This window comes from Nocardioides koreensis (assembly GCF_039531775.1).
In the GTDB taxonomy this organism is placed as follows: Bacteria; Actinomycetota; Actinomycetes; order Propionibacteriales; family Nocardioidaceae; genus Nocardioides; species Nocardioides koreensis.
In genome coordinates this window covers 60,604-79,417 of the sequence record NZ_BAAAQR010000014.1, presented here as the reverse complement: position 1 = coordinate 79,417, position 18,814 = coordinate 60,604, and the positions used below count along the sequence as shown (strand labels likewise).

The 18,814-nt window shown below is 71.0% G+C and carries 22 protein-coding genes; 5 read left to right on the top strand and 17 right to left on the bottom strand.

The features are described from left to right. Positions 1–4: 4 nt before the first annotated feature. From ABD268_RS19340 to ABD268_RS19285, 12 genes are all read right to left on the bottom strand, one after another. Complete coding sequence (locus tag ABD268_RS19340; protein WP_344156262.1) at positions 5–469, bottom strand: pyridoxamine 5'-phosphate oxidase family protein; 465 nt, start codon at positions 467–469, stop codon at positions 5–7. A 2-nt stretch (positions 470–471) separates the two neighbouring features. Then, a complete protein-coding gene (locus ABD268_RS19335; protein ID WP_344156259.1) occupies positions 472–1,437 on the bottom strand; it encodes an NAD(P)/FAD-dependent oxidoreductase in 966 nt (321 codons plus the stop codon). Between the two features lie 64 nt (positions 1,438–1,501). Further along, complete coding sequence (locus tag ABD268_RS19330) at positions 1,502–2,221, bottom strand: hypothetical protein (protein ID WP_344156255.1); 720 nt, start codon at positions 2,219–2,221, stop codon at positions 1,502–1,504. A gap of 5 nt (positions 2,222–2,226) precedes the next feature. Further along, on the bottom strand, positions 2,227–2,745 hold the full coding sequence (locus ABD268_RS19325; protein ID WP_344156252.1) for a hypothetical protein: 519 nt from the start codon (positions 2,743–2,745) through the stop codon (positions 2,227–2,229). Then, a complete protein-coding gene (locus ABD268_RS19320; RefSeq protein ID WP_344156249.1) occupies positions 2,742–4,010 on the bottom strand; it encodes an MlaD family protein in 1,269 nt (422 codons plus the stop codon). Before ABD268_RS19320 ends, ABD268_RS19325 begins: the two co-directional genes overlap by 4 nt. After that, on the bottom strand, positions 4,007–5,332 hold the full coding sequence (locus ABD268_RS19315; protein WP_344156246.1) for an MCE family protein: 1,326 nt from the start codon (positions 5,330–5,332) through the stop codon (positions 4,007–4,009). The genes ABD268_RS19320 and ABD268_RS19315 overlap by 4 nt, the downstream gene beginning before the upstream one ends. Then, complete coding sequence (locus tag ABD268_RS19310; protein ID WP_344156243.1) at positions 5,329–6,519, bottom strand: MCE family protein; 1,191 nt, start codon at positions 6,517–6,519, stop codon at positions 5,329–5,331. Before ABD268_RS19310 ends, ABD268_RS19315 begins: the two co-directional genes overlap by 4 nt. A 17-nt stretch (positions 6,520–6,536) precedes the next feature. Next, positions 6,537–7,511 carry an MCE family protein gene (locus ABD268_RS19305; protein WP_344156240.1) on the bottom strand — a complete coding sequence of 325 codons (975 nt, stop codon included), beginning with the start codon at positions 7,509–7,511 and terminating at the stop codon, positions 6,537–6,539. Then, positions 7,508–8,620 carry an MCE family protein gene (locus tag ABD268_RS19300; protein ID WP_344156237.1) on the bottom strand — a complete coding sequence of 371 codons (1,113 nt, stop codon included), beginning with the start codon at positions 8,618–8,620 and terminating at the stop codon, positions 7,508–7,510. The genes ABD268_RS19305 and ABD268_RS19300 overlap by 4 nt, the downstream gene beginning before the upstream one ends. Next, a complete protein-coding gene (locus tag ABD268_RS19295; RefSeq protein WP_344156234.1) occupies positions 8,617–9,930 on the bottom strand; it encodes an MCE family protein in 1,314 nt (437 codons plus the stop codon). Before ABD268_RS19295 ends, ABD268_RS19300 begins: the two co-directional genes overlap by 4 nt. Positions 9,931–9,934: 4 nt before the next feature. After that, the gene (locus tag ABD268_RS19290; RefSeq protein ID WP_344156525.1) at positions 9,935–10,765 is read right to left on the bottom strand and encodes an MlaE family ABC transporter permease; all 831 of its coding nucleotides are present in this window, start codon (positions 10,763–10,765) and stop codon (positions 9,935–9,937) included. Positions 10,766–10,790: 25 nt separating this feature from the next. Then, on the bottom strand, positions 10,791–11,564 hold the full coding sequence (locus ABD268_RS19285; RefSeq protein ID WP_344156231.1) for an MlaE family ABC transporter permease: 774 nt from the start codon (positions 11,562–11,564) through the stop codon (positions 10,791–10,793). A gap of 187 nt (positions 11,565–11,751) precedes the next feature. On the opposite strand from ABD268_RS19285, the gene ABD268_RS19280 reads away from it, so the two are divergent. Further along, the gene (locus ABD268_RS19280) at positions 11,752–12,303 is read left to right on the top strand and encodes a DUF1707 SHOCT-like domain-containing protein (protein ID WP_344156228.1); all 552 of its coding nucleotides are present in this window, start codon (positions 11,752–11,754) and stop codon (positions 12,301–12,303) included. After that, positions 12,303–12,980 (top strand): ion channel, encoded by a 678-nt coding sequence (locus tag ABD268_RS19275; protein WP_344156224.1) that lies wholly within the window; start codon positions 12,303–12,305, stop codon positions 12,978–12,980. The genes ABD268_RS19280 and ABD268_RS19275 overlap by 1 nt, the downstream gene beginning before the upstream one ends. A gap of 13 nt (positions 12,981–12,993) precedes the next feature. Here ABD268_RS19275 and ABD268_RS19270 read toward each other — a convergent pair whose 3' ends face one another. Further along, positions 12,994–13,359, bottom strand: a complete 366-nt coding sequence (locus ABD268_RS19270; protein ID WP_344156221.1) for an MmcQ/YjbR family DNA-binding protein — start codon at positions 13,357–13,359, stop codon at positions 12,994–12,996. 84 nt (positions 13,360–13,443) lie between these two features. Here ABD268_RS19270 and ABD268_RS19265 point away from each other — a divergent pair, with 84 nt between their 5' ends. Further along, a complete protein-coding gene (locus tag ABD268_RS19265; RefSeq protein WP_344156218.1) occupies positions 13,444–14,208 on the top strand; it encodes a DUF4118 domain-containing protein in 765 nt (254 codons plus the stop codon). Here ABD268_RS19265 and ABD268_RS19260 read toward each other — a convergent pair. Both ABD268_RS19260 and ABD268_RS19255 read right to left on the bottom strand, forming a co-directional pair. Then, positions 14,178–14,360 carry a hypothetical protein gene (locus ABD268_RS19260; protein WP_344156216.1) on the bottom strand — a complete coding sequence of 61 codons (183 nt, stop codon included), beginning with the start codon at positions 14,358–14,360 and terminating at the stop codon, positions 14,178–14,180. The genes ABD268_RS19265 and ABD268_RS19260 overlap by 31 nt on opposite strands. Positions 14,361–14,363: 3 nt before the next feature. After that, positions 14,364–14,516, bottom strand: coding sequence for a hypothetical protein (locus ABD268_RS19255; protein WP_344156214.1), 153 nt, complete (start codon positions 14,514–14,516; stop codon positions 14,364–14,366). A 71-nt stretch (positions 14,517–14,587) separates the two neighbouring features. Between ABD268_RS19255 and ABD268_RS19250 the strand changes: the two genes are divergently transcribed. Continuing rightward, positions 14,588–15,904 carry an FUSC family protein gene (locus tag ABD268_RS19250; RefSeq protein WP_344156211.1) on the top strand — a complete coding sequence of 439 codons (1,317 nt, stop codon included), beginning with the start codon at positions 14,588–14,590 and terminating at the stop codon, positions 15,902–15,904. A gap of 16 nt (positions 15,905–15,920) precedes the next feature. Here ABD268_RS19250 and ABD268_RS19245 read toward each other — a convergent pair whose 3' ends face one another. Further along, the gene (locus tag ABD268_RS19245) at positions 15,921–16,466 is read right to left on the bottom strand and encodes a hemerythrin domain-containing protein (protein WP_344156208.1); all 546 of its coding nucleotides are present in this window, start codon (positions 16,464–16,466) and stop codon (positions 15,921–15,923) included. Positions 16,467–16,511: 45 nt separating this feature from the next. On the opposite strand from ABD268_RS19245, the gene ABD268_RS19240 reads away from it, so the two are divergent. Beyond that, positions 16,512–17,573, top strand: a complete 1,062-nt coding sequence (locus tag ABD268_RS19240; RefSeq protein WP_344156206.1) for an AbrB family transcriptional regulator — start codon at positions 16,512–16,514, stop codon at positions 17,571–17,573. Here ABD268_RS19240 and ABD268_RS19235 read toward each other — a convergent pair. Then, positions 17,527–18,813: an MFS transporter gene (locus tag ABD268_RS19235; RefSeq protein WP_344156204.1), complete on the bottom strand. Its 1,287-nt coding sequence runs from the start codon at positions 18,811–18,813 to the stop codon at positions 17,527–17,529. The genes ABD268_RS19240 and ABD268_RS19235 overlap by 47 nt on opposite strands. Between the last annotated feature and the right edge of the window lies 1 nt (position 18,814).

Below are 18,814 nucleotides of genomic sequence, written 5' to 3'. Positions count from 1 at the left end.
TGTCTCAGACCATCTTGCGGTGGTCCCACGTCGCGACGTGGTCGGGATGGATGACGACCGCCACCCGCTTGGTGGCCTGCTTCTCGACGGTGCTGCGACCGATCTCGCCGAGGTCGTCGAGGCTCTTGGCCCCGACCATGCGGACGGCGACCGCGGAGCCGATCTCGAGGATCCGGTCGTGGTCGCGGACGATCTCGGCCCGCCCGGTCATCGACACCCCGCGCAGCTCGAAGTAGTCGGTGCCGTCCTCGACGAGGCAGCTGACCCGCGGGTCCCGCTCGAGGTTGCGGATCTTCTGGCTCCGGGCGTAGGTCCAGAACGCGATGCGGCCGTCGATCGGGACGTAGAAGAGCGTCGTGAGGTGCGGCGTACCGTCCCGGCCGATGCTCGCCACCTGCACCTTGAGGTTGTCCACGAGGAAGTCCGCGACCTCCCCGTCGCCCATGCGCACCCCGTCGCGTCCGCCCATGGTCAGGATCCTTCGCTCGAGTGTCCGGGGAACACGTGCGCACTGGGATCGATGGCGACCGCGGCGTTGTTGACCGCGGTGGCGGCCTCGCCGAAGCCGACCGCGATGAGTCGCACCTTGCCCGGGTACTCCGTGATGTCCCCGGCGGCGAAGACCCGCTCGACGCTGGTCCGCATCGCGGAGTCGACCACGACGTGCCGCTTCTCGACCTCGATGCCCCACTCCTGGAGCGGCCCGAGGTCGGCGATGAAGCCGAGTGCGGCGACCACGGCCTGGGCGGGCAGCGTCATCGACTCGCCGTCGGCGAGGACGTCCACCGACTCCACGACCCCGTCGCCGCGGAAGGCGGTGACCTCGGCCTTGGTCAGGATCCGCACCGCGGAGGACCGCACCTGCTCGACGGTGCGGGCGTGGGCGCGGAACGCGTCGCGGCGGTGCACCAGCGTGACCGACCGGGCGACCGGCTCGAGGTGCAGCGCCCAGTCGAAGGCGCTGTCGCCCCCGCCGACGATGACGACGTCCTTGCCCGCGTACGGCGCGAAGCTGGGCACGAAGAACTCCAGCCCCCGCCCCAGCCAGCCCTCGCCGGCCGGCAGCGGCCGCGGGCTGAACTTGCCGATCCCGGCCGTGATCAGCACCGCCCCCGCCCGTATCTCGGTGCCGTCGTCGAGCCCGACGGTGACGCTGTCGGCGTCGTGCATGAGCTTGGTGGCGGTCCGGTCCAGGAAGTACTCCGGGTTCGCGGTCGCGGCCTGGGCCACCAGGCCCTCGACCAGGTCGCGACCCTTGATGGTCGGGAAGCCGGCCACGTCGAGGATCTGCTTCTCGGGGTACATCGCGGTGATCTGGCCGCCGAGCTCGGGGAGCGAGTCGACGACCGCGACCCGCAGGCCCCGGAATCCGGAGTAGTAGGAAGCGAACAGGCCCGTGGGGCCCGCGCCGATGACAAGGAGGTCGGTGTCGTGCATGACCCGATCCTCCTCCCGAACTGACTGGAACGTGTTCTAGTTTGGCAGAAACCCGCGCTCAGGGCTACTGCGTCTCGATGTCGGAGACCAGCCAGCCGTGCTCGGTGTGCACCACGGTGACCAGCGCGCGGTACGGCGTGAACGCAGTGTCCTTGCGCTGCTTCTGGACGTACTGGTTCAGGAACAGCAGGGCCTGCACCTGCTGGGACGACGCCCGGACGACGCCCGCCGCCACCACCTTGACGGTGAGCTCGGTCTTCGACTCGACGAAGTCGCCGCGGATGTCGCCGACGGTCTTCCGGTACTCCTCGGCGAAGGAGTCGGTCATCTTGCCGGTCGCCTGGTCGACCTGGTCGTCGTAGTTCTTGTACGACGTCGACAGGATCTCCTCGGTGGCCGACGACGCGGCCTCGACGGCCGCCTGGTGGGCGAGCTGTCCGGTCACCACCGGGCGGCTCGCCGAGACGGTGGGCTCGTCGCGCAGCCAGAGGTCCCACGACTCCGCCGCCGCGACGGCGACCAGCACGAGGAGGACGACGAGCAGCACCACGGTCGTGCGCAGGCTGCCCAGTGCCCCGAGCCGGCGGCGGGACGGATCGGGGGTCCCCGTGGTCTCGATCGGCGTGGAGTCGCCCTCCGGGTGCTCGAGGACCTCCGTGGGTTCCGTGGGCTCGCCGGCCTCGTCACGGAGCCCCGCCACGCGGCGCGGGCGGGCGGTGGGGCTGCGCGAGCCGACGACGGGCCGACGGGGCGGGCGGGGCGGGCGGGGCGGGGTGGAGGCCATCGCGCTCAGCCCACGAACTCGAGGTTGGTGGTGAGCCAGCGGTCGCCCGAGCGGACCAGGTCGAGCTTGAGCCGGAAGTTCCGGGCCACCGGCTTGTTGCCGGTCTGCACGTTGGCGACCGTGCCGGACGTGGCCGCGATGACCGTGGCGCTGTCCTGGTCGACGTCGACGACACCGGCCCAGACCACCTTGCCGTCCATCACGGACCGGTTCTGCCTCAGCACCTTGACCACGTCCTTCGTCGAGGTGTCGTACTGCTTGCGGAACTGGCCGGTCGCACCCCGGGCCACCTTGTCGATGCTGCCCTCGGCGTCGTCGTAGCGGATGTTGATGAAGGCCTCCGCCTCCGTCTCCGCCGCGGCGAGCACGTCGCCGTACCGTTCCTGCTCGACGGCGGCGTCCGCCCGCTGGCCGTGGGTGCGGTAGACGTTCACCCCGCCGGCCACGCAGGCGCAGGCCACCAGCAGCACGACGACGTAGAGGGCGAGGTTGAGCCGGGTGTGCGTGCGCGCCTCGGGCGTCACCGGGTCGCCACCGGACCCACCAGGAGCCACTTCCACGAATCGCCTCCGAGGATCGACAGGTTGCCTTGGTCGAGGAACCGTACCGGGTTTCCCCGTGCGTCCACCGCACCATCGACCACGCCCGTGCGGGGGTCGTAGGAACCACGGTAGGCCCGGCCGGGCGAGGGGTTCGCGCCGCCTCCGGGCGCGTACCGCGAGCCGCGCATGTTGTACGGCGGTCCGCTCAGGCAGCGGGCGGGGAAGATCGGCGTGTCGGTCACCTGGTCGCCCCGGCGCCACTGGCTGCGCGGCATGTAGCCCTTCGTGCACGGCTGGACCTTGTTCGCGAACTGCAGGTTCACCCGCCCGTAGCCGTCGGGCGGGGTGCCCGAGAAGCCGCTGGAGACGATCCGCGGGTAGGTCACCAGCAGCTGCTCGATGCCGTTGAGGTGCGAGACGACGACCTGGTTGACGCTCACGGCGTTGCCGAGCAGGACCGGGAGGGTCGGCTCGAGGTCCTGAAGCAGGCTGTCGACCTCGCGTGCGGTCCCGGGGGTGCCCTGCAGGACGGTGCGCAGGTGGCCATCGCTGGTGCGCAGGGAGTCGGTGATCAGCCGCAGGTCGCGGGAGAGGCTGCGGATGTTCTCGCCGTTGTCGCGCTGGGTCCGCAGCACCGTCAGGCCGTTGTCGAGGAGGCTGATGGTCTGCTGCTCGTGGGCGGCGGCCTCGTCGACGAACCGGCCGCCGTTGTCGATGAGGTGCTCCATCGGCACACCGGTGTCGTGGAACATCAGCCCGAGCTCTTGCACGACCGTCCGGAGGCTCCTCCTGTCGACCGAGCCCACGAACTTGTCGAGCTCGACGAGGAGGTCCGCCTCGTCCACCGGCAGCGACTCGCGGGAGCCGGCCAGGGTGTCGCCGGACTCGGCGTACGGCCCCTGGTCGTCGGGTGGCTCGAAGTCGAGGTACTGCTCCCCCACCGCCGAGAGGTTGTGCACGAACATCGGCGAGTCCTCGGGCAGCCTCGTGCCGTCCTGGAGCGCGAGATCCAGCGTGACGCCGTCACGGGTCGCGTGCATCGCGGAGACCTTGCCGATCTTCACGCCGCGGTAGGTCACCTCGCTGCCCTCGTAGAGGCCGCCGGAGGTGGGCAGGGTCGCGTGCACGTCCAGCCCGCGCCCGAGGACCCGGTCGACGAAGCCGAGGTAGGACGCGGCGACGTAGACGATGCCGACCGCGCTGAGCACCAGGAACGCCGCGATCCGGATCTTGACGCCACGACTCATGACCCCACCACCGACGCTCCGCCGTACAGCGCCGCCGACGACGGGACGGGCGAGGGGGCGCCGCTGGACAACGCGGCGTCGAGGCCCGGGCCGGGCAGCCCCGGGACGGACGGGAGCCCGCCGCCGCTCGGCAGCTGGTTGACGGCCCGGCAGACCGGGTTGTCCTTGTTCTTCTTCCTCTTGCAGGCCTTGACCAGCTTCTTGTACGCGTTGCCGTCGTCGAGCACCGTGCGGCAGGCCTTGCTGGTGAGGTCGCCGCTGTCCAGGCACTTCTGCACGTCGCCGAGCACCTGGGCCGGGTCCGGCACCTCGACCGGCCCGGGGTCCGGGCCCGCCTGGGTGAGGGTGTCCAGGTTGATCTCCGCCCGGATGTAGGCGTTGGCGAAGTCCCCCTTGACGACCTCGGAGGCCTGCTTGGGGAACGGGAAGCTGATCGCCATGTCGAGTCCGGGCGCCAGCGCGTCGCCGGCCTGGTTGAGCCTGGTCAGCACGGGCCGCAGGTCGGCGAGCGTCTTGATGACGTCGTCCTTGCTCGCCCCGATCACCCTGCTGCCGACGACGCCGAGGCGGTCCAGGGACTCGAGCATCTCGACCAGCTCGTCGTGCTGGTCGGCGAGCACCGAGACGGCCGGCCCCACCACGTCGAGGGCGCGGCCGATGGTGTCCCGCTCCCTGTTGAGGGTCGCGGCGAGGCTGTTCATCGACTCCATCGCCCGGATGATGTCGGCCTTCTGCGCATCCAGCGTGCCGATCACGTCGTCGAGCGAGCCGAGGAGGTGGCGCAGCCGGTCGGTGCGGCCGTCCATCACCTTGTTCAGCTCCTGGGTGATCGACCCGAGCTGGCCGACGCCACCGCCGCTGAGGAGGAACGACAGCGCCCCGAGCACCTCCTCGACCTCCGGGTTGCGGCCGGTGTCCGACAGCGGGATGTTGTCGTGGTCGCCGAGCCGGCCCGTCGGCCGCGCGTCCCTCGGCGGCTCGAGGGCGACGTACTTCTCGCCGAGCAGGCTGACCTGCCGGATGTCGGCGACGGCGTTGTCGGGCAGGGAGACGTCGTCGCGGACGCGCAGCGTGATCCGTGCGTGCCAGCCCACCCGCTCGACGTCGGTGACCTCGCCGACGGTGACGTCGTCGACCATGACCGGCGACCTGGGCACGATGTTGAGGATGTCCGCGAACTCCGCCGTGACCTCGTAGGAGTGGTCCTCGTCGACGGGCGACCCGGGCAGCGGCAGATCGTAGGCGCCGTCGAACTGGCAGCCGGAGGTCAGCAGGGTGCCGGCGAGGACGGCCGGCAGCCAGCGCGCGTGACGGGTCCTCATGCCCCACCGCCCATCAGCTCGGCCAGCGAGCCGCTGTCCTGGTCGACGTACTGCTGGGTGGCGCGCTGCTCGACCCTGCTCAGCGACGGCGACTGCAGACCGGTCGACCCACCGCCGGGCTGCTTCCCGGTCTGGTCCTCGACGGGTTCGATCTGCTTGAAGATCTTGCAGGCGAGGTCCTTGCTGGCCCGGGGCATCCCGGACTGCATGACGATCGAGCAGAGCAGCCCGTCGAAGTCGCCGAACGTCCCGTTGACGCCGATCCGCGAGCCGATGGAGTTGGTCTGGTTGTTGAAGGCGACCGCGAGGTTGCCGAGGGCCAGCGGTCCCGCCCGCAGCGCGGTGTCGATGCTGTCCCGCTCGGAGTTGATGGTCTTCATGACCCGGGTCAGCTTCTCCAGGTCGGTCACCAGCGCCCGGTGGTTGTCGTGCACGAAGCCCTTGACGGTCCCGACCGCGCGGGCGACCGAGGCGAGCGCGCGCTGGAGCTCGACCCGCTCGCCCACCAGCGAGGAGGACATGCCTGACAGGTCCTTGATGAACGCGCGCACCAGCCGGTCGTTGCTGCCCAGGGCCTCGGAGAACTTCGCGAGCTGGGTCACCGTCGCGAACAGGTCCCCGCTACCCCGGCCGAAGGTGTCGGCCGCTTGGGACAGCCGGGTGAGCATCCGGTTGCCGAGCCGGCCCTGGCCCTTCAGGTTCTTCGCCCCGGCCTCGAGCAGGTGGTCGAGCGTGCCGTCCTTGTTCACCCCGTTGGGGCCGAGCGCCTCGGACAGGTCCCGCAGGCTGGCGTAGATCCGGTCCAGCTCCACCGGGACGCCGGTGTCGGGCAGGGGGATGTCGGCGCCGTCGGCCATCAACGCGCCGCCGGAGTACGCCGGGGTCAGCTGCACGAACCGGTCCGCCACCAGCGTCGGGGTCACGATCACGGCCTCGGCGCCGGCGGGGACCTTGTACTTCGCGTCGTACTCCATGTCGACGCGCACCGAGTTGCCCTCCGGGATGACGGCGGTGACCCGGCCCACGTTCACGCCGAGGATGCGCACGTCGGTGCCCTGGTAGACGCTCACCGCCCGGGGGAAGTGCGCGGTCACCGTCCTGGTCTCCGAGGTGTCGCGCACCAGCAGCAGGGCGGTCGCCACCAGCAGCGCCGCCACGGTGGCGGCGACCAGCGCGCGACGGTTCACTCGTGGCAGCATCCGCATCACTCCGGGACGAACTCGCCGGTCGGGATGGCCGCGAGGTTCACGACGTACGCGTCGAACCACGGCCCGGTGCCGATGGTGTTGCCGAGGATCGAGGCGTAGGGACCGACCGCGTGCAGCGTGGCCTTCAGCTGCTCCTCCTTGCTGTTGAGCAGGTCGAGGAGGTCGTCGACCTGAGCCAGCGCCGGACCGATCTCCTTCGCGTTGTCGGTGGCGACGCCCCGCAGCTGCACCGCGAGCACCCGGGCGTTGACCAGCAGCCGGTGGATGGCGGCCTTGCGCCGGCGCAGCTCCTTGAACACCAGGTCGCTGTGCTGCATCAGGTCGACGATGTCCTCGCTCCGGTCGGCGAGGACCTTGCTCACGTCGCGCGAGCTCCGGAGCAGCGACTGGATCTGCTGGTCGCGGGAGGCGACGGTGCGCGAGAGCCGCGCGATGCCCTCGAAGCTGGAGTGGATCTCCGGGCCCGCGGTGTCGACCGTGGCGGAGATGACGTTCAACGCCTTGCCCAGCTGGTCGGTGTCGATCCGCTCCGTGGTGGAGGTCAGGTCACCGAAGACGCCGACGATGTCGTACGCCGACCGGGTGCGGCCCAGCGGGATCACGTCGTCGGAGGAGAGCTGTCCCGAGCCGGCTGGCGTGAGCTCGAGGTACTTCTCGCCGAGCAGGTTCAGCACCTCGACCGAGGCCCGGCTCTCGTCGCCGAACTCGACGCCGTGGTCCACCTCGAAGGTGACCAGCACCTTGTCGTCGTCCTCGATCTCGACGTCCTTCACCCGCCCCACCCGGATGCCCCCGACCTGCACCATGTTGCCGCGGTGCAGCCCGCTGGCGTCGGAGAGCTCGGCGCGGTAGCGGTCACCGCCGAAGCCGGGGAACTTGGAGAGGTTGAAGGCGGCCGCCATCACCAGCAGCATCATCACCAGGGTGATCGCGCCCAGCCTGAGGATCTGTGCCTCCGAGTAGCGCCTCATGAGGTCTGGCACCGGGACGCCGTGGACTGGAACGAGAGGTGGTTCAGCTCGGCCTGGAGCTTCTTGAGTCCCGGGGTGTTGCTGATGACCGGGAGCTTGATGTTCCCGCTGAACCCGCAGAGGTAGTAGTTGTACCAGCTGCCGTAGGTCCCGGTCCGGGTCTGGTCGCTCATCGACTCCGGCAGCCGGTCGAGCAGCTCGACGACCACCTTGCGGTTCCTCGGCTCGTTCAGCAGCTGGGCGAGGCGGCGCAGCTGGACGACGTCCGCCTTGAGCATCGGGCGACTCCCCCTGACCAGGTCGGCGACGACCGCGGTCAGCTCGGAGATGTTCTCCAGCGACGAGCCGATGGTCCTCCGGTCCCGGGCCAGGTCGGCCATCCAGCCCTTCAGCTCCTCCACCAGCCGGGTCAGCTGCTGGTGGTGCCGGTCGACGGTGTCGAGCGTCTGGCCCAGGTTGGTGACGACCTCCCCGATCAGCTGGTCCCGGTCGGCGAGGCTGTTCGTCAGGGACGCGGTCTTCGTCAGCAGGCTCTCGATGGTGCCGCCCTCGCCCTGGAGGACCTGGACGATGTTCATGCTCAGGTCGTTGACCTGCCGCGGGTCGAGCGCCTGGAAGAGCGGCTGGAAGCCGTTGAAGAGCACGGTGAGGTCCAGGGCCGGCCTGGTCCGCGAGACCGGGATCGTCGCATCGGAGGCGAGCGGCTCCGCGTGCGCGTCCGACCCCTCCTCCAGCGCGAGGTAGCGGTCCCCCACCAGGTTGAGGAAGCGGATCTCGGCACGCGAGGCCGTGGTGAGTGGCACGTCCGCCTTGATCCGGAAGGTGACGATCGCGTCGTTGCGCTCGTAGTGCTCGACCTTCTTGACCTCGCCGACACTGACGCCCGCGATGCGTACGTCGTCGCCCTTCTCCAGCATCGAGGCGCTGGTGAAGACCGCCTTGTACTCCTTGCCGGCGCCGAAGCCGATGTTGCCCATGATCGCGGCGAGCAGGCCGGTCACCAGCACCGAGGAGAGGGTGAAGATGCCGAGCTTGACCGCGGCGCTGACGGTGGTGGAGTTCCTGTGGTTCCTGAGCAGGGCGCCCCGCGCCCGTGTCGAAGGGCTCACGAGGACGCCTCCGACCCGCGCACCAGCGGCCCGTACATGAGGGCGCCGAGGGACCCGTAGCTGTCCGCAGGGCGGCCCGACCGGGAGGCCAGCATCGCGTTCACGATCTCCCGCTCCCCCGGCGTGCCGGCGAACCCGCTCGCGGGCGAGGAGAAGGAGGCCGGCTGGGTACCGGGGACGCTGCTGGTCGGCGGGTTGTCGTCCATGTCGGTGCCGTCGCGCAGCGGCTGGGGGCCGATAGGGATGGGCGGGCTCGGCAGGCCGAGGCACCACGGCCCGTGCCCCACCTCCCCGTAGACGGGACGGTCCCGCTGGTCGTACTCGCGGTACTGCGGGGTGTTGAAGATGAACTCCTGGCGGATGATGCTGCCGGCGAACACCTTGGAGAGCAGCGGCTCGTAACGCGCCAGGCCGCGGAGCAGGCAGGGGTACTCCGGGGAGTAGACCGCGAGCAACCGCGTCATCGGCTCGGTCACCTGCCCGATGCGGATCAGGTTCGACCCGTTGTCCTGCAGCACCCGGGTGGAGGTGTCGGCCAGTCCCTGGAGGTCGCCGAGGAAGACGTCGAGGTCGTCCTTCTTCTCCAGCACCGTCTTGCTGGTGACCGTCACGTTGCGCAGCATCCCGATCAGGTCCGGTGCCGCAATGTCGTAGGTGTCGGCCACCTGCGCGAGGAGCACCAGGTCCTTGCGCAGCGTGGGCAGGTGGGCGTCGACCACGCCGAGGTAGGAGTCGAGCCGGTCCATCGTCTCGCCGATCCGCTCGCCGCGTCCCTGCAGCGCCGTGGCGAGGGCGTTGAGGGTGGCGTTCAGGTCGGCGGGCTGCACCGAGCGCAGCAGCGGGAACAGGTTCGCGAGGATGCGGCTGAGCTCCACGTTGGTCTCGACGCGGTCGGACGGGATCACGTCACCGTCGGCGAGGGAGGCGCCCGACGGGTGCGGGGGCCGGACGAAGGAGATGTACTTCTGGCCGAACAGCGTGGTCGGGAGGATCTGTACCTCGACGTTCTCGGGGATGGCCCGCGCCTCGTCCGGCTGCAGCGCGACCCGGATCGAGGCCTGCTCGCCGTCCTGGTCGATGCTGCGGACCTGCCCGACCAGCACCCCGTGGATCCGGACGTCGCCGAACTTCGCCAGCTGGAGCCCGGCCCGGTCGGCCTTGATCGTCACCATCGTGACCTCGTCGAAGGCCTTCTGGTAGACCGCGATCGAGAGGCCGACCAGGGTCGCGATGAGCGCGAGGAAGGCCACCCCCGCGACGAGCAGCCGGGCGTGCTCGGCCCGGCTGTCGTGGTGGACGTTGACCAGCATGCGGCTACCCCGTGATCCGCACGGTGGTGGTGGAGCCCCAGATCGCGAAGCTGAGGAAGAAGTCGGCGACCACCACGGTCACGATGCTGGTGCGGATCGCCCGGCCCACGGCCATGCCGACGCCGGCAGGACCGCCGGAGGCGGTGTAGCCGTAGTAGCAGTGGATGAGGATGATCGCCGTGGCGAGGAAGAGCAGCTTGCCGAAGGACCAGAGCATGTCGATCGGCGGCAGGAACTGCAGGAAGTAGTGGTCGTAGGTTCCGGGTGACTGGCCGTAGACCAGCGTGGTGATCAACCGCGGGGAGAGGTACGACGCGCAGAGCGCCACGATGTAGAGCGGGATGACCGCCACGAAGGCCGCGATCATCCGGGTGGTGACCAGGAAGGGCAGCGACGGGATCGCCATCACCTCGAGGGCGTCGATCTCCTCGGAGATCCGCATCGCCCCGAGACGGGCGGTGTAGCCGCAGCCGACCGTGGCGGCGAGCGCGATCGACGAGACCAGCGGCGCGACCTCACGCGTGTTGAAGTAGGCGGAGATGAACGCGCTGAACTTCGCGACCCCGATCTGGCTCAGCGACGCGTAGCCCTGGATCCCGACCTCGGTGCCGGCGAAGAAGGCGAGGAACGCGATGACGCCCACGGTCCCGGCGATCAGGCTCAGTCCTCCGGCGCCGAACGTCACCTCGGCGAGCGTGTTGACGATCTCGCGTGGATAGCGCCTGATCGCGCGCGGGGTCCAGGCCAGTGCCTTGACGTAGAACAGCAGCTGGTCGCCGTACTGCTCCAGGGAGTCCCTGCGGCCCCGGACGATCGTGCTGCCGATCGCGCTCACCCGGGTCGAGCTGAGGGTCGCCACGTCACATCCCCGGGGGCGGGACGACCTGGAAGTAGATCGCCGTGATGACGGCGTTCAGGAAGAACAGCAGCATGAAGGCGATGATCACGGACTCGTTGACGGCCCGGCCGACACCGCTGGGACCGCCGCCCGCGTTGAGTCCCTTGTAGGCACCGACGATCGCGGCGAGCCAGCCGAACACGACGGCCTTGACCATCGAGATGTAGAGGTCCGGCAGGCTCGCGAGCGCGGTGAACGAGGACAGGAACGCGCCGGCGGAGCCGCCCTGCACGATGACGGTGAAGAAGTAGCCGCCGCCGATCCCGGCCCCGATCACGAGCCCGTTGATCATCAGCGCGACGAACATGGTGGCGACCACGCGCGGCGCGACCAGCCGCGCCAGCGGGTCGATGCCCAGCACCTCCATCGCGTCGATCTCCTCGCGGATCTTGCGGGCGCCCATGTCGGAGCAGATGGCGGAGCCGGCCGCCCCCGCGATCAGCAGGGCGGCCGCGATCGGTGCGGCCTCGCGCACCACCGCGAGCACGGCCGTGGCGCCGGCGAAGGACTGGGCCCCGAGCTGCCCGGTCAGGTTGCCGACCTGCAGCGAGATGACCGCGCCGAACGGGATCGACACCAGGATCGTGGGCATCAGCGTCACGCTGGTGATGAACCACGCCTGCTCGAGGAACTCCCGCACCTGGAACGGCGAGGTGAAGATCCGCTTGGTGACCTCGACGACCATCGCGGCGATCTCACCCGGGCCACGGATGACCGACACAGCGGAGAACGCCATGGGTCGTACCTCCCGGATCGGTGTGGCCAGCCGCCACAGAGTAGAACGTGTTCTCATTTTGGGCAATCCGGCCCGAGCGTGCCCACTGCTGGCCCGTTCAACGAACGTCGACCCGCGAGGTGACGCGCGGGTCACCGGCGGGAGCGGGACCGCGACCTAGGATGCGGACTGTGGAGGGGCGCCAGCAGTGAACGGATCCGGTGACATCTGGTCGTCGTTCACGCACGACCCCCGGCCGCCCGCCAATGCCGTCCTCCGCGCCTCCGACGCGGACCGGGACGTCGTCCGTCAGGTGCTCGTCGAGGCGTACGCCGACGGCCGCCTCGACGGGGACGAGCTCGAGAGCCGCACCGAGGCAGCCGCGGCCGCCCGGACGCTCGGTGAGCTGCCACCGCTGGTCTCCGACCTCGTCGCCCGGGTCCCGGACGCGTACGCCGCCCCCGCCCTGGTGCCCGCCGACGAGCTGCAGCGGCGCGCGGTGGCGTCGTACGAGTCCGATCGCCGCGAGGCGCTGCTCGGCTTCCTCGGGCCGAGCATCCTCTGCGTGGTGATCTGGCTGCTGATCGGCGGCGGGTTCTTCTGGCCCGGCTTCGTCATCGCCGGCACCGGCATCCACCTGATGCGCACCCTGGTGCGGCGCCAGGACATCATCGAGGCCAACCGCCGGCGCCTGGAGAAGAAGCAGGCCCGGGAGCTCGAGCAGGAACGGCCCGAGGGCGACGAGGACGAGGACCGCTGATGGTCGAGACCGTGGGCCGCCGGGTCCGACTGGCCCAGCAGCATCCCTCCGCCCTGCTGCTGGTCGCCCAGCTGGTGGCCGTGCTCGCCTACCCTTTCCTCGACCAGTCCCGCGCCGGACGGGCCATCATCGGGGTGGTCGGCATGGTCGTGGTCCTGCTGGCCCTCGCCGCCGTCCGGCGGACCCCGGCGCTGACCTGGGTGGCGCTGCTCCTGGGCACCCCGGCGCTGGTGACGACCGTGTGGGAGGCGATGGACCCCACCAACGACACGATCGTGCTCGTGAACGCGGCGCTGCACGCGCCGTTCTACTTCTTCGTCTCCTACGGGATGATCCGCTACCTCTTCCACGACGAGCGGGTCAGCCGCGACGAGCTCTACGCGACCGGCGCGGCGTTCACCGTCGTCGCCTGGGGCTTCGCCTACGTGTACGCCGCAGCCCAGGTCATCTGGCCGGGCTCGTTCGTCGGTGCCGGCGGCGATGCCGAGCAGTCCTGGTTCGAGCTGCTGTTCCTGTCCTTCACCACGCTGACCAGCGTGGGCCTCTCCGACGTCGTGCCGGTCCTCGCCCACGCGCGGTCGCTGGTGATGGTCGAGCAGGTCGCGGGCGTCATGTACATCGCCCTCGTGGTCGCCCGCCTGGTCGGGCTGACGGTGACCCGCGGCACCCGCCGCTGAGCCCGTCGGGACGTCAGTCGTCCCAGCCGACGGGGCGGTACTTCTTCGGCAGCTTCGCGACGACGAGCCGGTAGGACTCGTCCACGGCCTCGAGCAGCTCCTCGTCGGGGATCGTCCCGGAGAACGACAGGTCGTTCCAGCCGGACCGGCCGATGTAGGCCATCACGCTGGCCGCCCCGGGGTAGCGGGCCAGCCACTCGTCGGCCGCCTCCCGGCTCGGACCGCCCTTGACGCCGACGCCGTCCGGGCCGAGGAACGCGAAGATCTTCCCCCCGGTGCTCTCGCCCACCTTCATCACCGGGTGGTCGTGGCCCCAGGGGTTGTCCGGCCAGGCGCCGGGCTTGGCCAGGCAGTACGCCAGGAGCGACTCCGCGTCCATCCCTCCATTGTCGCCCCCCGCCGGTGATGCCGGCACGGTGCCACACTGGTCGGAGGGTCCTCTTGCTGACAGGAGCACGGGCGCATGGCGGACGACGGTGGGGGAAGGGCACTCGGGAGGCAGTGGCGGACCACTGTCCGGATCGCGGCCGTGCTGCTGCCGTTGGCGACCTGCACGATCCTGTCGCCGGTCCGAGAGAGCATCACGGCGGCGACCGTGGTCCTGATCCTGGTGCTGTGGGTGGTGGCGGCCGCGGCCACCGGCGATCGGGCCGCCGGGCTGCTCGCCGCGGTGTCCGGTGGCGTGTGGTTCGACTTCTTTCTCACCAAGCCCTACCAGCGGCTCACGATCGCGGACGCCGACGACGTCGAGGCCACCCTGCTGCTCGTGCTGATCGGCCTGGCCGTCACCGAGATCGCCCTGTGGGGATACCGGCAGCAGGCCCGCGCCGCCCGGCGCTCGGGATACCTGGAGGGTGTCCTCGGCGCCGCCAAGGTCGTGTCCGAGGGAGACACCCCGGCCTCCACGCTGGTCGACCTCGTCGCCCGCGAGATCTCCGACGTGCTGGGGGTCGACGAGTGCCGCTTCGTCGAGGGCCCGGTCCACGACGCGCGCATCGCCGCCGTCGACCACGACGGGGTGGTCACCCGGGGTGACCACACGGTGGACGTGGACCGGCTGGGGCTGCCCAACAACGAGTACGTCGCGCTGCCGGTGCGCCGCGGGTCGCGGGTGGTCGGCCACTTCCTGGTCACCGCCGCCACGCGCATCACCTACCCGACCCGCGAGCAGCGCCGGGTCGCGGTGCTCCTGGCCGATCAGGTCGCCGCGTCGGTGGACGCCGGTTGACCTCGCGACCGCGACCCGGCCTCGGCGAGGATCGGCGACGGCCTGAACCCCTTGGCCACCAGGTAGATGCCGAGCGACAGCTCCCAGAGGAACTCGGGGATCGTCGCGAGGGCCTGGGCCGCGGAGCCAGCCACGAGGCCGGAGGCGTACATCAGCTACCCGAGGATCAGCCCGTTGCCGGCACCGACGACGTACCCGGTGTGGTCCAGCACCGGGCTGTAGAGGTAGAGCGCTGCCGGGATCGAGGTGAGAAGAGTGACCAGGAAGAGCGCGCCTGCGAGGAAGGCAGTCCTTCTGTCGGCATCCATCCGAACCCCCTTTCTCGGACGATGTCGCGGCCGGGATCGCCGATCTTTGCCTCGATCGATCAAGATGAGGGGTGCGCGACTGGCGGCGAGCGAAGCTCACGGGCGGGATGATCCGGCTCCGTGGTGACGGGCGCGCGACCCTGCTGTGGTCGCTGCGGATCACGATCGCCGCGACGGCGAGCTACGTCGTGGGCACGCTGCTCTTCCCGGGGACCCAGCCGCTGCTCGCGCCGCTGACCGCGATGCTGGTCGTGCAGGTCACCCCCGTGTCGCTCCTCGCCAGCGGCCTGGACCGAGTGGTCGCCGTCGTCTCCGGTGTCTCGCTCGCCGTGGCCTTCTCCGTCATGGTCCCGCTCGAGTGGTGGAGCCTCGGCCTGCTCATCTTCGTCTCGATCACGATCGGTCAGCTGCTGCGCCTGCGCTCGAACCTCATCGAGGTCGCGATCAGCGGGATGCTGGTGCTCGGCGTCGGATCGCTGGCCGCCGAGTCGGCCGCCTGGCAGCGCATCGCGGAGACCCTGGTGGGCGCTGCCGTCGGCATCGCCGCGAACCTGCTGTTCCCACCGAAGGTCGCGAGCGCCGACGCCGGCCGGGCCATCGACGGCCTGGCCGACTCAGTCAGCGACCTGCTGAACCGCGCCGCCGACGAGCTCACCGAGCTGGCCGCCGAGGGCCGGGAGGTGGCACCGGCAGCCAGGGCATGGCTGGGCGAGGCGCGGCGCATCACGCACGACATCCCTCGGGTCGGTGCCGCGCTGCTGCATGCCGAGCAGGGTCGCCGGCTCAACGTTCGCGCCGTCGGCACGCCCAACGTGGGGCCGGGGCTGCGGCAGGGCCTGGAGTCGTTGGAGCACTCCGCGGTGGCGATCCGCAGCATGTTCCGCGCGCTCGTCGACGCGACGCAGGACGCGACCTGGGCCGAGTCCGAGAACGCCGAGCCCGTGCTGCTCGGACTCGCCCAGACCTTCGCCGAGATGGCGGCGGGCATCGACGCCTTCGGACAGCTGGTCCACGACGAGGCGGGCCCCGCCGAGCACATCAGCTCCGGGCACGTGCGGGTGCTCCGGGAGGCGCTCGAAGGACTCCACGAGGCACGCGCCAGGCTCGAGGACGTGGTCCTGGGCGGCGCCGAGCCGGAGCTGCTCGAGCTGCACGTGACCGTGCTCTCCACGGTCAAGCGGCTGCTGCGCGAGCTGGACCTCGCCGAGCGGATCCGTCGCCAGCTCCGGCTGGTCCCGCCGGCCCGGCCCCGCCTGCCGCGCGCCGGCATCCCGACGCCGGGCAGCCGGGGAGCCGCTCCCCCGGCCACCTCCCCGGACGCGGAGACCCAGCTGCTGCCGAGCCTGCCCGACGACCAGCAGCCCGAGCGCGACCGCCCCGACGAGTGAGCCGCCGCGACGAGGGTCAGTCCTCGTCGTCCAGCAGGCCCTCCCGCGCGGCCTCGGCGACGATGCGGCGTACGTTCTCCAGGCTCCCGCAGCCGGCGTCCACCTGCGCGTTGCGCTCCCTCGCGAAGGCCTCGCCGAGCTCGGCCCGCACCCGCTCCCCGACCTCCTCACGGGCGGGGTTGAGGATGGTCAGCTCCTCCTCGGTGAGGTGGTGGTTGACCACCCGGGCCAGCTCCTCGACCGCGTCCTCGAAGGCCTGGGTGTCGGTGCCCTTCAGCTCCAGGACCGCCAGCAACGCCTCGTGGCCCTCGGCGTGCTCCTCCTTGCCGTGCTCGGCCTCGTGCTCGCCGACGGCCTGCTTGCGGCGCAGCTTGGGGTAGACGTGCTTCTCCTCGGCCTCCGCGTGCGCGACGTGGAGGGTCGCGAAGGCCTGGCGTACGGCGTCCCGGTCGGTGCTGCTGTCCCGCAGGTCGCGCAGCAGGGTCTCGAAACGCCGGTGGTCGTCGAGGATCAGCTCCACCACGTCGCCGGAGACGGGCCTGCCGAGGTCGATGGTCGTCATGTCCCGCACCCTAACCGGCGGCCCCAGCCGTCTAGGGTGACGTCGATGCCAGCCGCTCGCAGCCCCGTCGCCTCGTGGGCGCTGATCCTGGCGGTCACCGCCGTCGCGAGCCTCGGCTTCGAGCTGCTGGGGCTGCCCTCCCCCGTGCTCTTCGGCGCGCTGCTGGGCGGGATGGCGCACGCGCTGACGTCGGGCCGGGCCCTCGGCGTCCCGGTGCTGGCCTTTCGGGTGGGCCAGGGACTGATCGGCATCACGATCGGCTCGATGGTCAGCCTGGAGGCACTGTCCCGGATGCGCTCGGACCTGCTGCCGATCGTGCTGGTCACGCTCGGCACGCTGGCGGCGAGCCTGGGCGCCGGCTGGCTCTTCTCGCGGCGCCGCGACGTCTCCGGGGTCACCGGCGTCTTCTCGCTGGTCGCGGGTGGCGCCTCCGGCGTCGTCGCCGTGGCCCACGAGCTCGGTGCCGACGACCGGGTGGTCACCGTCGTCCAGTACCTCCGGGTGCTCCTGGTCCTGGTGGCGATGCCGGTGGTCACGGCCGCCGTCTTCCACCCCGAGCGCGGGCTGGGGACCCTCGCCCAGGGGGACGCGCCGTGGCCGACGGACCTGGCGTACGTCGCGGTCGCCCTCGTCGTGGGCCTGCTGCTCGCCCGGATCGGCGCGATCCCCACGGCGACGCTGCTGGGTCCGCTGGCCGTGGCGGTGGCGCTGAGCGTCGGTGGCTGGTTCGGCTTCGACGAGGCCGCGGTGCCGCTGCTGCTCCAGTGGCTGGCCTACCTGCTGATCGGTGTCCAGGTCGGGCTGCGCTTCACCCGGGCCAGCCTCGCCGCGATCACGCGGATGCTGCCCGTCGTCCTCGCCCTGATCGCGGGGCTGATCGGGCTGTGCGCCGGTCTCGGCGCGCTGCTCACCGTCACCACCGGGGTCGACGGCCTCACGGCGTACCTCGCCACGACCCCGGGTGGGCTGTTCGCGGTGCTGGCCACCGCGGCGGACAGCGGCTCCGACGTCACCTACGTGATGGCGGTGCAGATCTTCCGGCTGCTGGTGATCCTGCTGCTCACGCCGCCGTTGGCGAGCTGGCTGCGTAGAGCTCGTCGCGGTTGATGACCGACCGGGCCCGTCGGCGGTAGCGCCAGACCTGGACCAGCCCGATCCCCCACAGGACGTACTGGGCGCTCATCGCCCACCGGAACGCCGAGGGGGTGTACGCCGTGCTGTCGCCGGGCGTGCGCCAGTCCAGGACCAGGCCGACTGTGACGACGAGCAGCAGGCTGGCCAGGAAGCCGCCCTGGTTGATGATCCCGCTGGCGCTGGCCAGCCGGTCGGCCGGGTTGGAGGTCCGCCCGACGTCGAAGCCGATCATCGAGGCGGGCCCGCCGACGCCCACGACGAGCGCCAGGACGACCAGCAGCCACACCGGCGCCGAGCCGGGCCAGGCGAGCACCACGGTCCACACCGCCGCGATGGTCGAGACGATGACCAGCGCCATCGACGAGCGGTGCCAGGGATGGCTGCCCACCAGCCACCCCAGGGTGGGGCCGGCGATCATGACGGCCACGATGAGCACGGTCAGCAGGCTGCCCGCGGTGGTCGGGCTCAGACCCTCGCCGCGGACGAAGAACGGGTAGCCCCACAGCAGCGTCAGCGCGGTGAGGCTGAATTGGGTCGAGAAGTGGATCCAGAACCCGAGCCGGGTCCCGGGGTGCGCCCACGAGGCGGCCAGGCTGGCGCGCACCGTCGCCAGGGACAGCCGGGGTCCGCGGAGGTGACGGGCCTCGGGACTGTCGTGGAGGACCAGGAGCAGGGCGACGGCGAGCACGACGCCGAGCGAGGCCGCCGCGAGGTACGCCGTGGTCCAGCCGAGGTGGCCGAGCGCCCAGGTCATCGGGACCGCCGCGACCACGGCCCCGAGCTGGCCAAGGGTGCCGGTCAGCTGGGTGACCAGCGGGATCCGGCGGACCGGGAACCAGGTGCTCACCAGCCGGAGCACGCAGATGAACGTCATCGCGTCGCCCATCCCCACGAACACCCGCGCGACCAGCGCGAGCCCGTAGCTGTCGGCCACCGCGAACCCGCACTGCGCCGCGGTGAGCAGCAGGGTGCCGCCGAGCAGCACGCTGCGCGACCCGAACCGGTCGACCATCAGGCCGACCGGGATCTGCATGCCGGCGTACACCAGCAGCTGCAGCATCGTGAACGTCGCCAGCTGGGACGCGGAGATGTCGAAGCGCTCGGTGGCCGCGAGGCCCGCGACCGCGAGCGAGGAGCGGTGGAAGACCGCGAGGAAGTAGACGAGGAGCCCGACGATCCAGACGGCGTACGCCCGCCGGAGGCTGTCCGTCACG

Bases quoted from the DNA above. Each gene is read 5' to 3' on its own strand.
- ABD268_RS19275 (WP_344156224.1), top strand. From the start codon at position 12,303: ATGGTCGAGACCGTGGGCCGCCGGGTCCGACTGGCCCAGCAGCATCCC.
- ABD268_RS19285 (WP_344156231.1), bottom strand. From the start codon at position 11,564: ATGGCGTTCTCCGCTGTGTCGGTCATCCGTGGCCCGGGTGAGATCGCC.
- ABD268_RS19270 (WP_344156221.1), bottom strand. From the start codon at position 13,359: ATGGACGCGGAGTCGCTCCTGGCGTACTGCCTGGCCAAGCCCGGCGCC.
- ABD268_RS19260 (WP_344156216.1), bottom strand. From the start codon at position 14,360: ATGTACGCCTCCGGCCTCGTGGCTGGCTCCGCGGCCCAGGCCCTCGCG.
- ABD268_RS19340 (WP_344156262.1), bottom strand. From the start codon at position 469: ATGGGCGGACGCGACGGGGTGCGCATGGGCGACGGGGAGGTCGCGGAC.
- ABD268_RS19305 (WP_344156240.1), bottom strand. From the start codon at position 7,511: ATGAGGCGCTACTCGGAGGCACAGATCCTCAGGCTGGGCGCGATCACC.
- ABD268_RS19315 (WP_344156246.1), bottom strand. From the start codon at position 5,332: ATGAGGACCCGTCACGCGCGCTGGCTGCCGGCCGTCCTCGCCGGCACC.
- ABD268_RS19330 (WP_344156255.1), bottom strand. From the start codon at position 2,221: ATGGCCTCCACCCCGCCCCGCCCGCCCCGCCCGCCCCGTCGGCCCGTC.
- ABD268_RS19245 (WP_344156208.1), bottom strand. From the start codon at position 16,466: ATGACGACCATCGACCTCGGCAGGCCCGTCTCCGGCGACGTGGTGGAG.
- ABD268_RS19335 (WP_344156259.1), bottom strand. From the start codon at position 1,437: ATGCACGACACCGACCTCCTTGTCATCGGCGCGGGCCCCACGGGCCTG.
- ABD268_RS19265 (WP_344156218.1), top strand. From the start codon at position 13,444: ATGGCGGACGACGGTGGGGGAAGGGCACTCGGGAGGCAGTGGCGGACC.
- ABD268_RS19255 (WP_344156214.1), bottom strand. From the start codon at position 14,516: ATGGATGCCGACAGAAGGACTGCCTTCCTCGCAGGCGCGCTCTTCCTG.
- ABD268_RS19320 (WP_344156249.1), bottom strand. From the start codon at position 4,010: ATGAGTCGTGGCGTCAAGATCCGGATCGCGGCGTTCCTGGTGCTCAGC.
- ABD268_RS19240 (WP_344156206.1), top strand. From the start codon at position 16,512: ATGCCAGCCGCTCGCAGCCCCGTCGCCTCGTGGGCGCTGATCCTGGCG.
- ABD268_RS19295 (WP_344156234.1), bottom strand. From the start codon at position 9,930: ATGCTGGTCAACGTCCACCACGACAGCCGGGCCGAGCACGCCCGGCTG.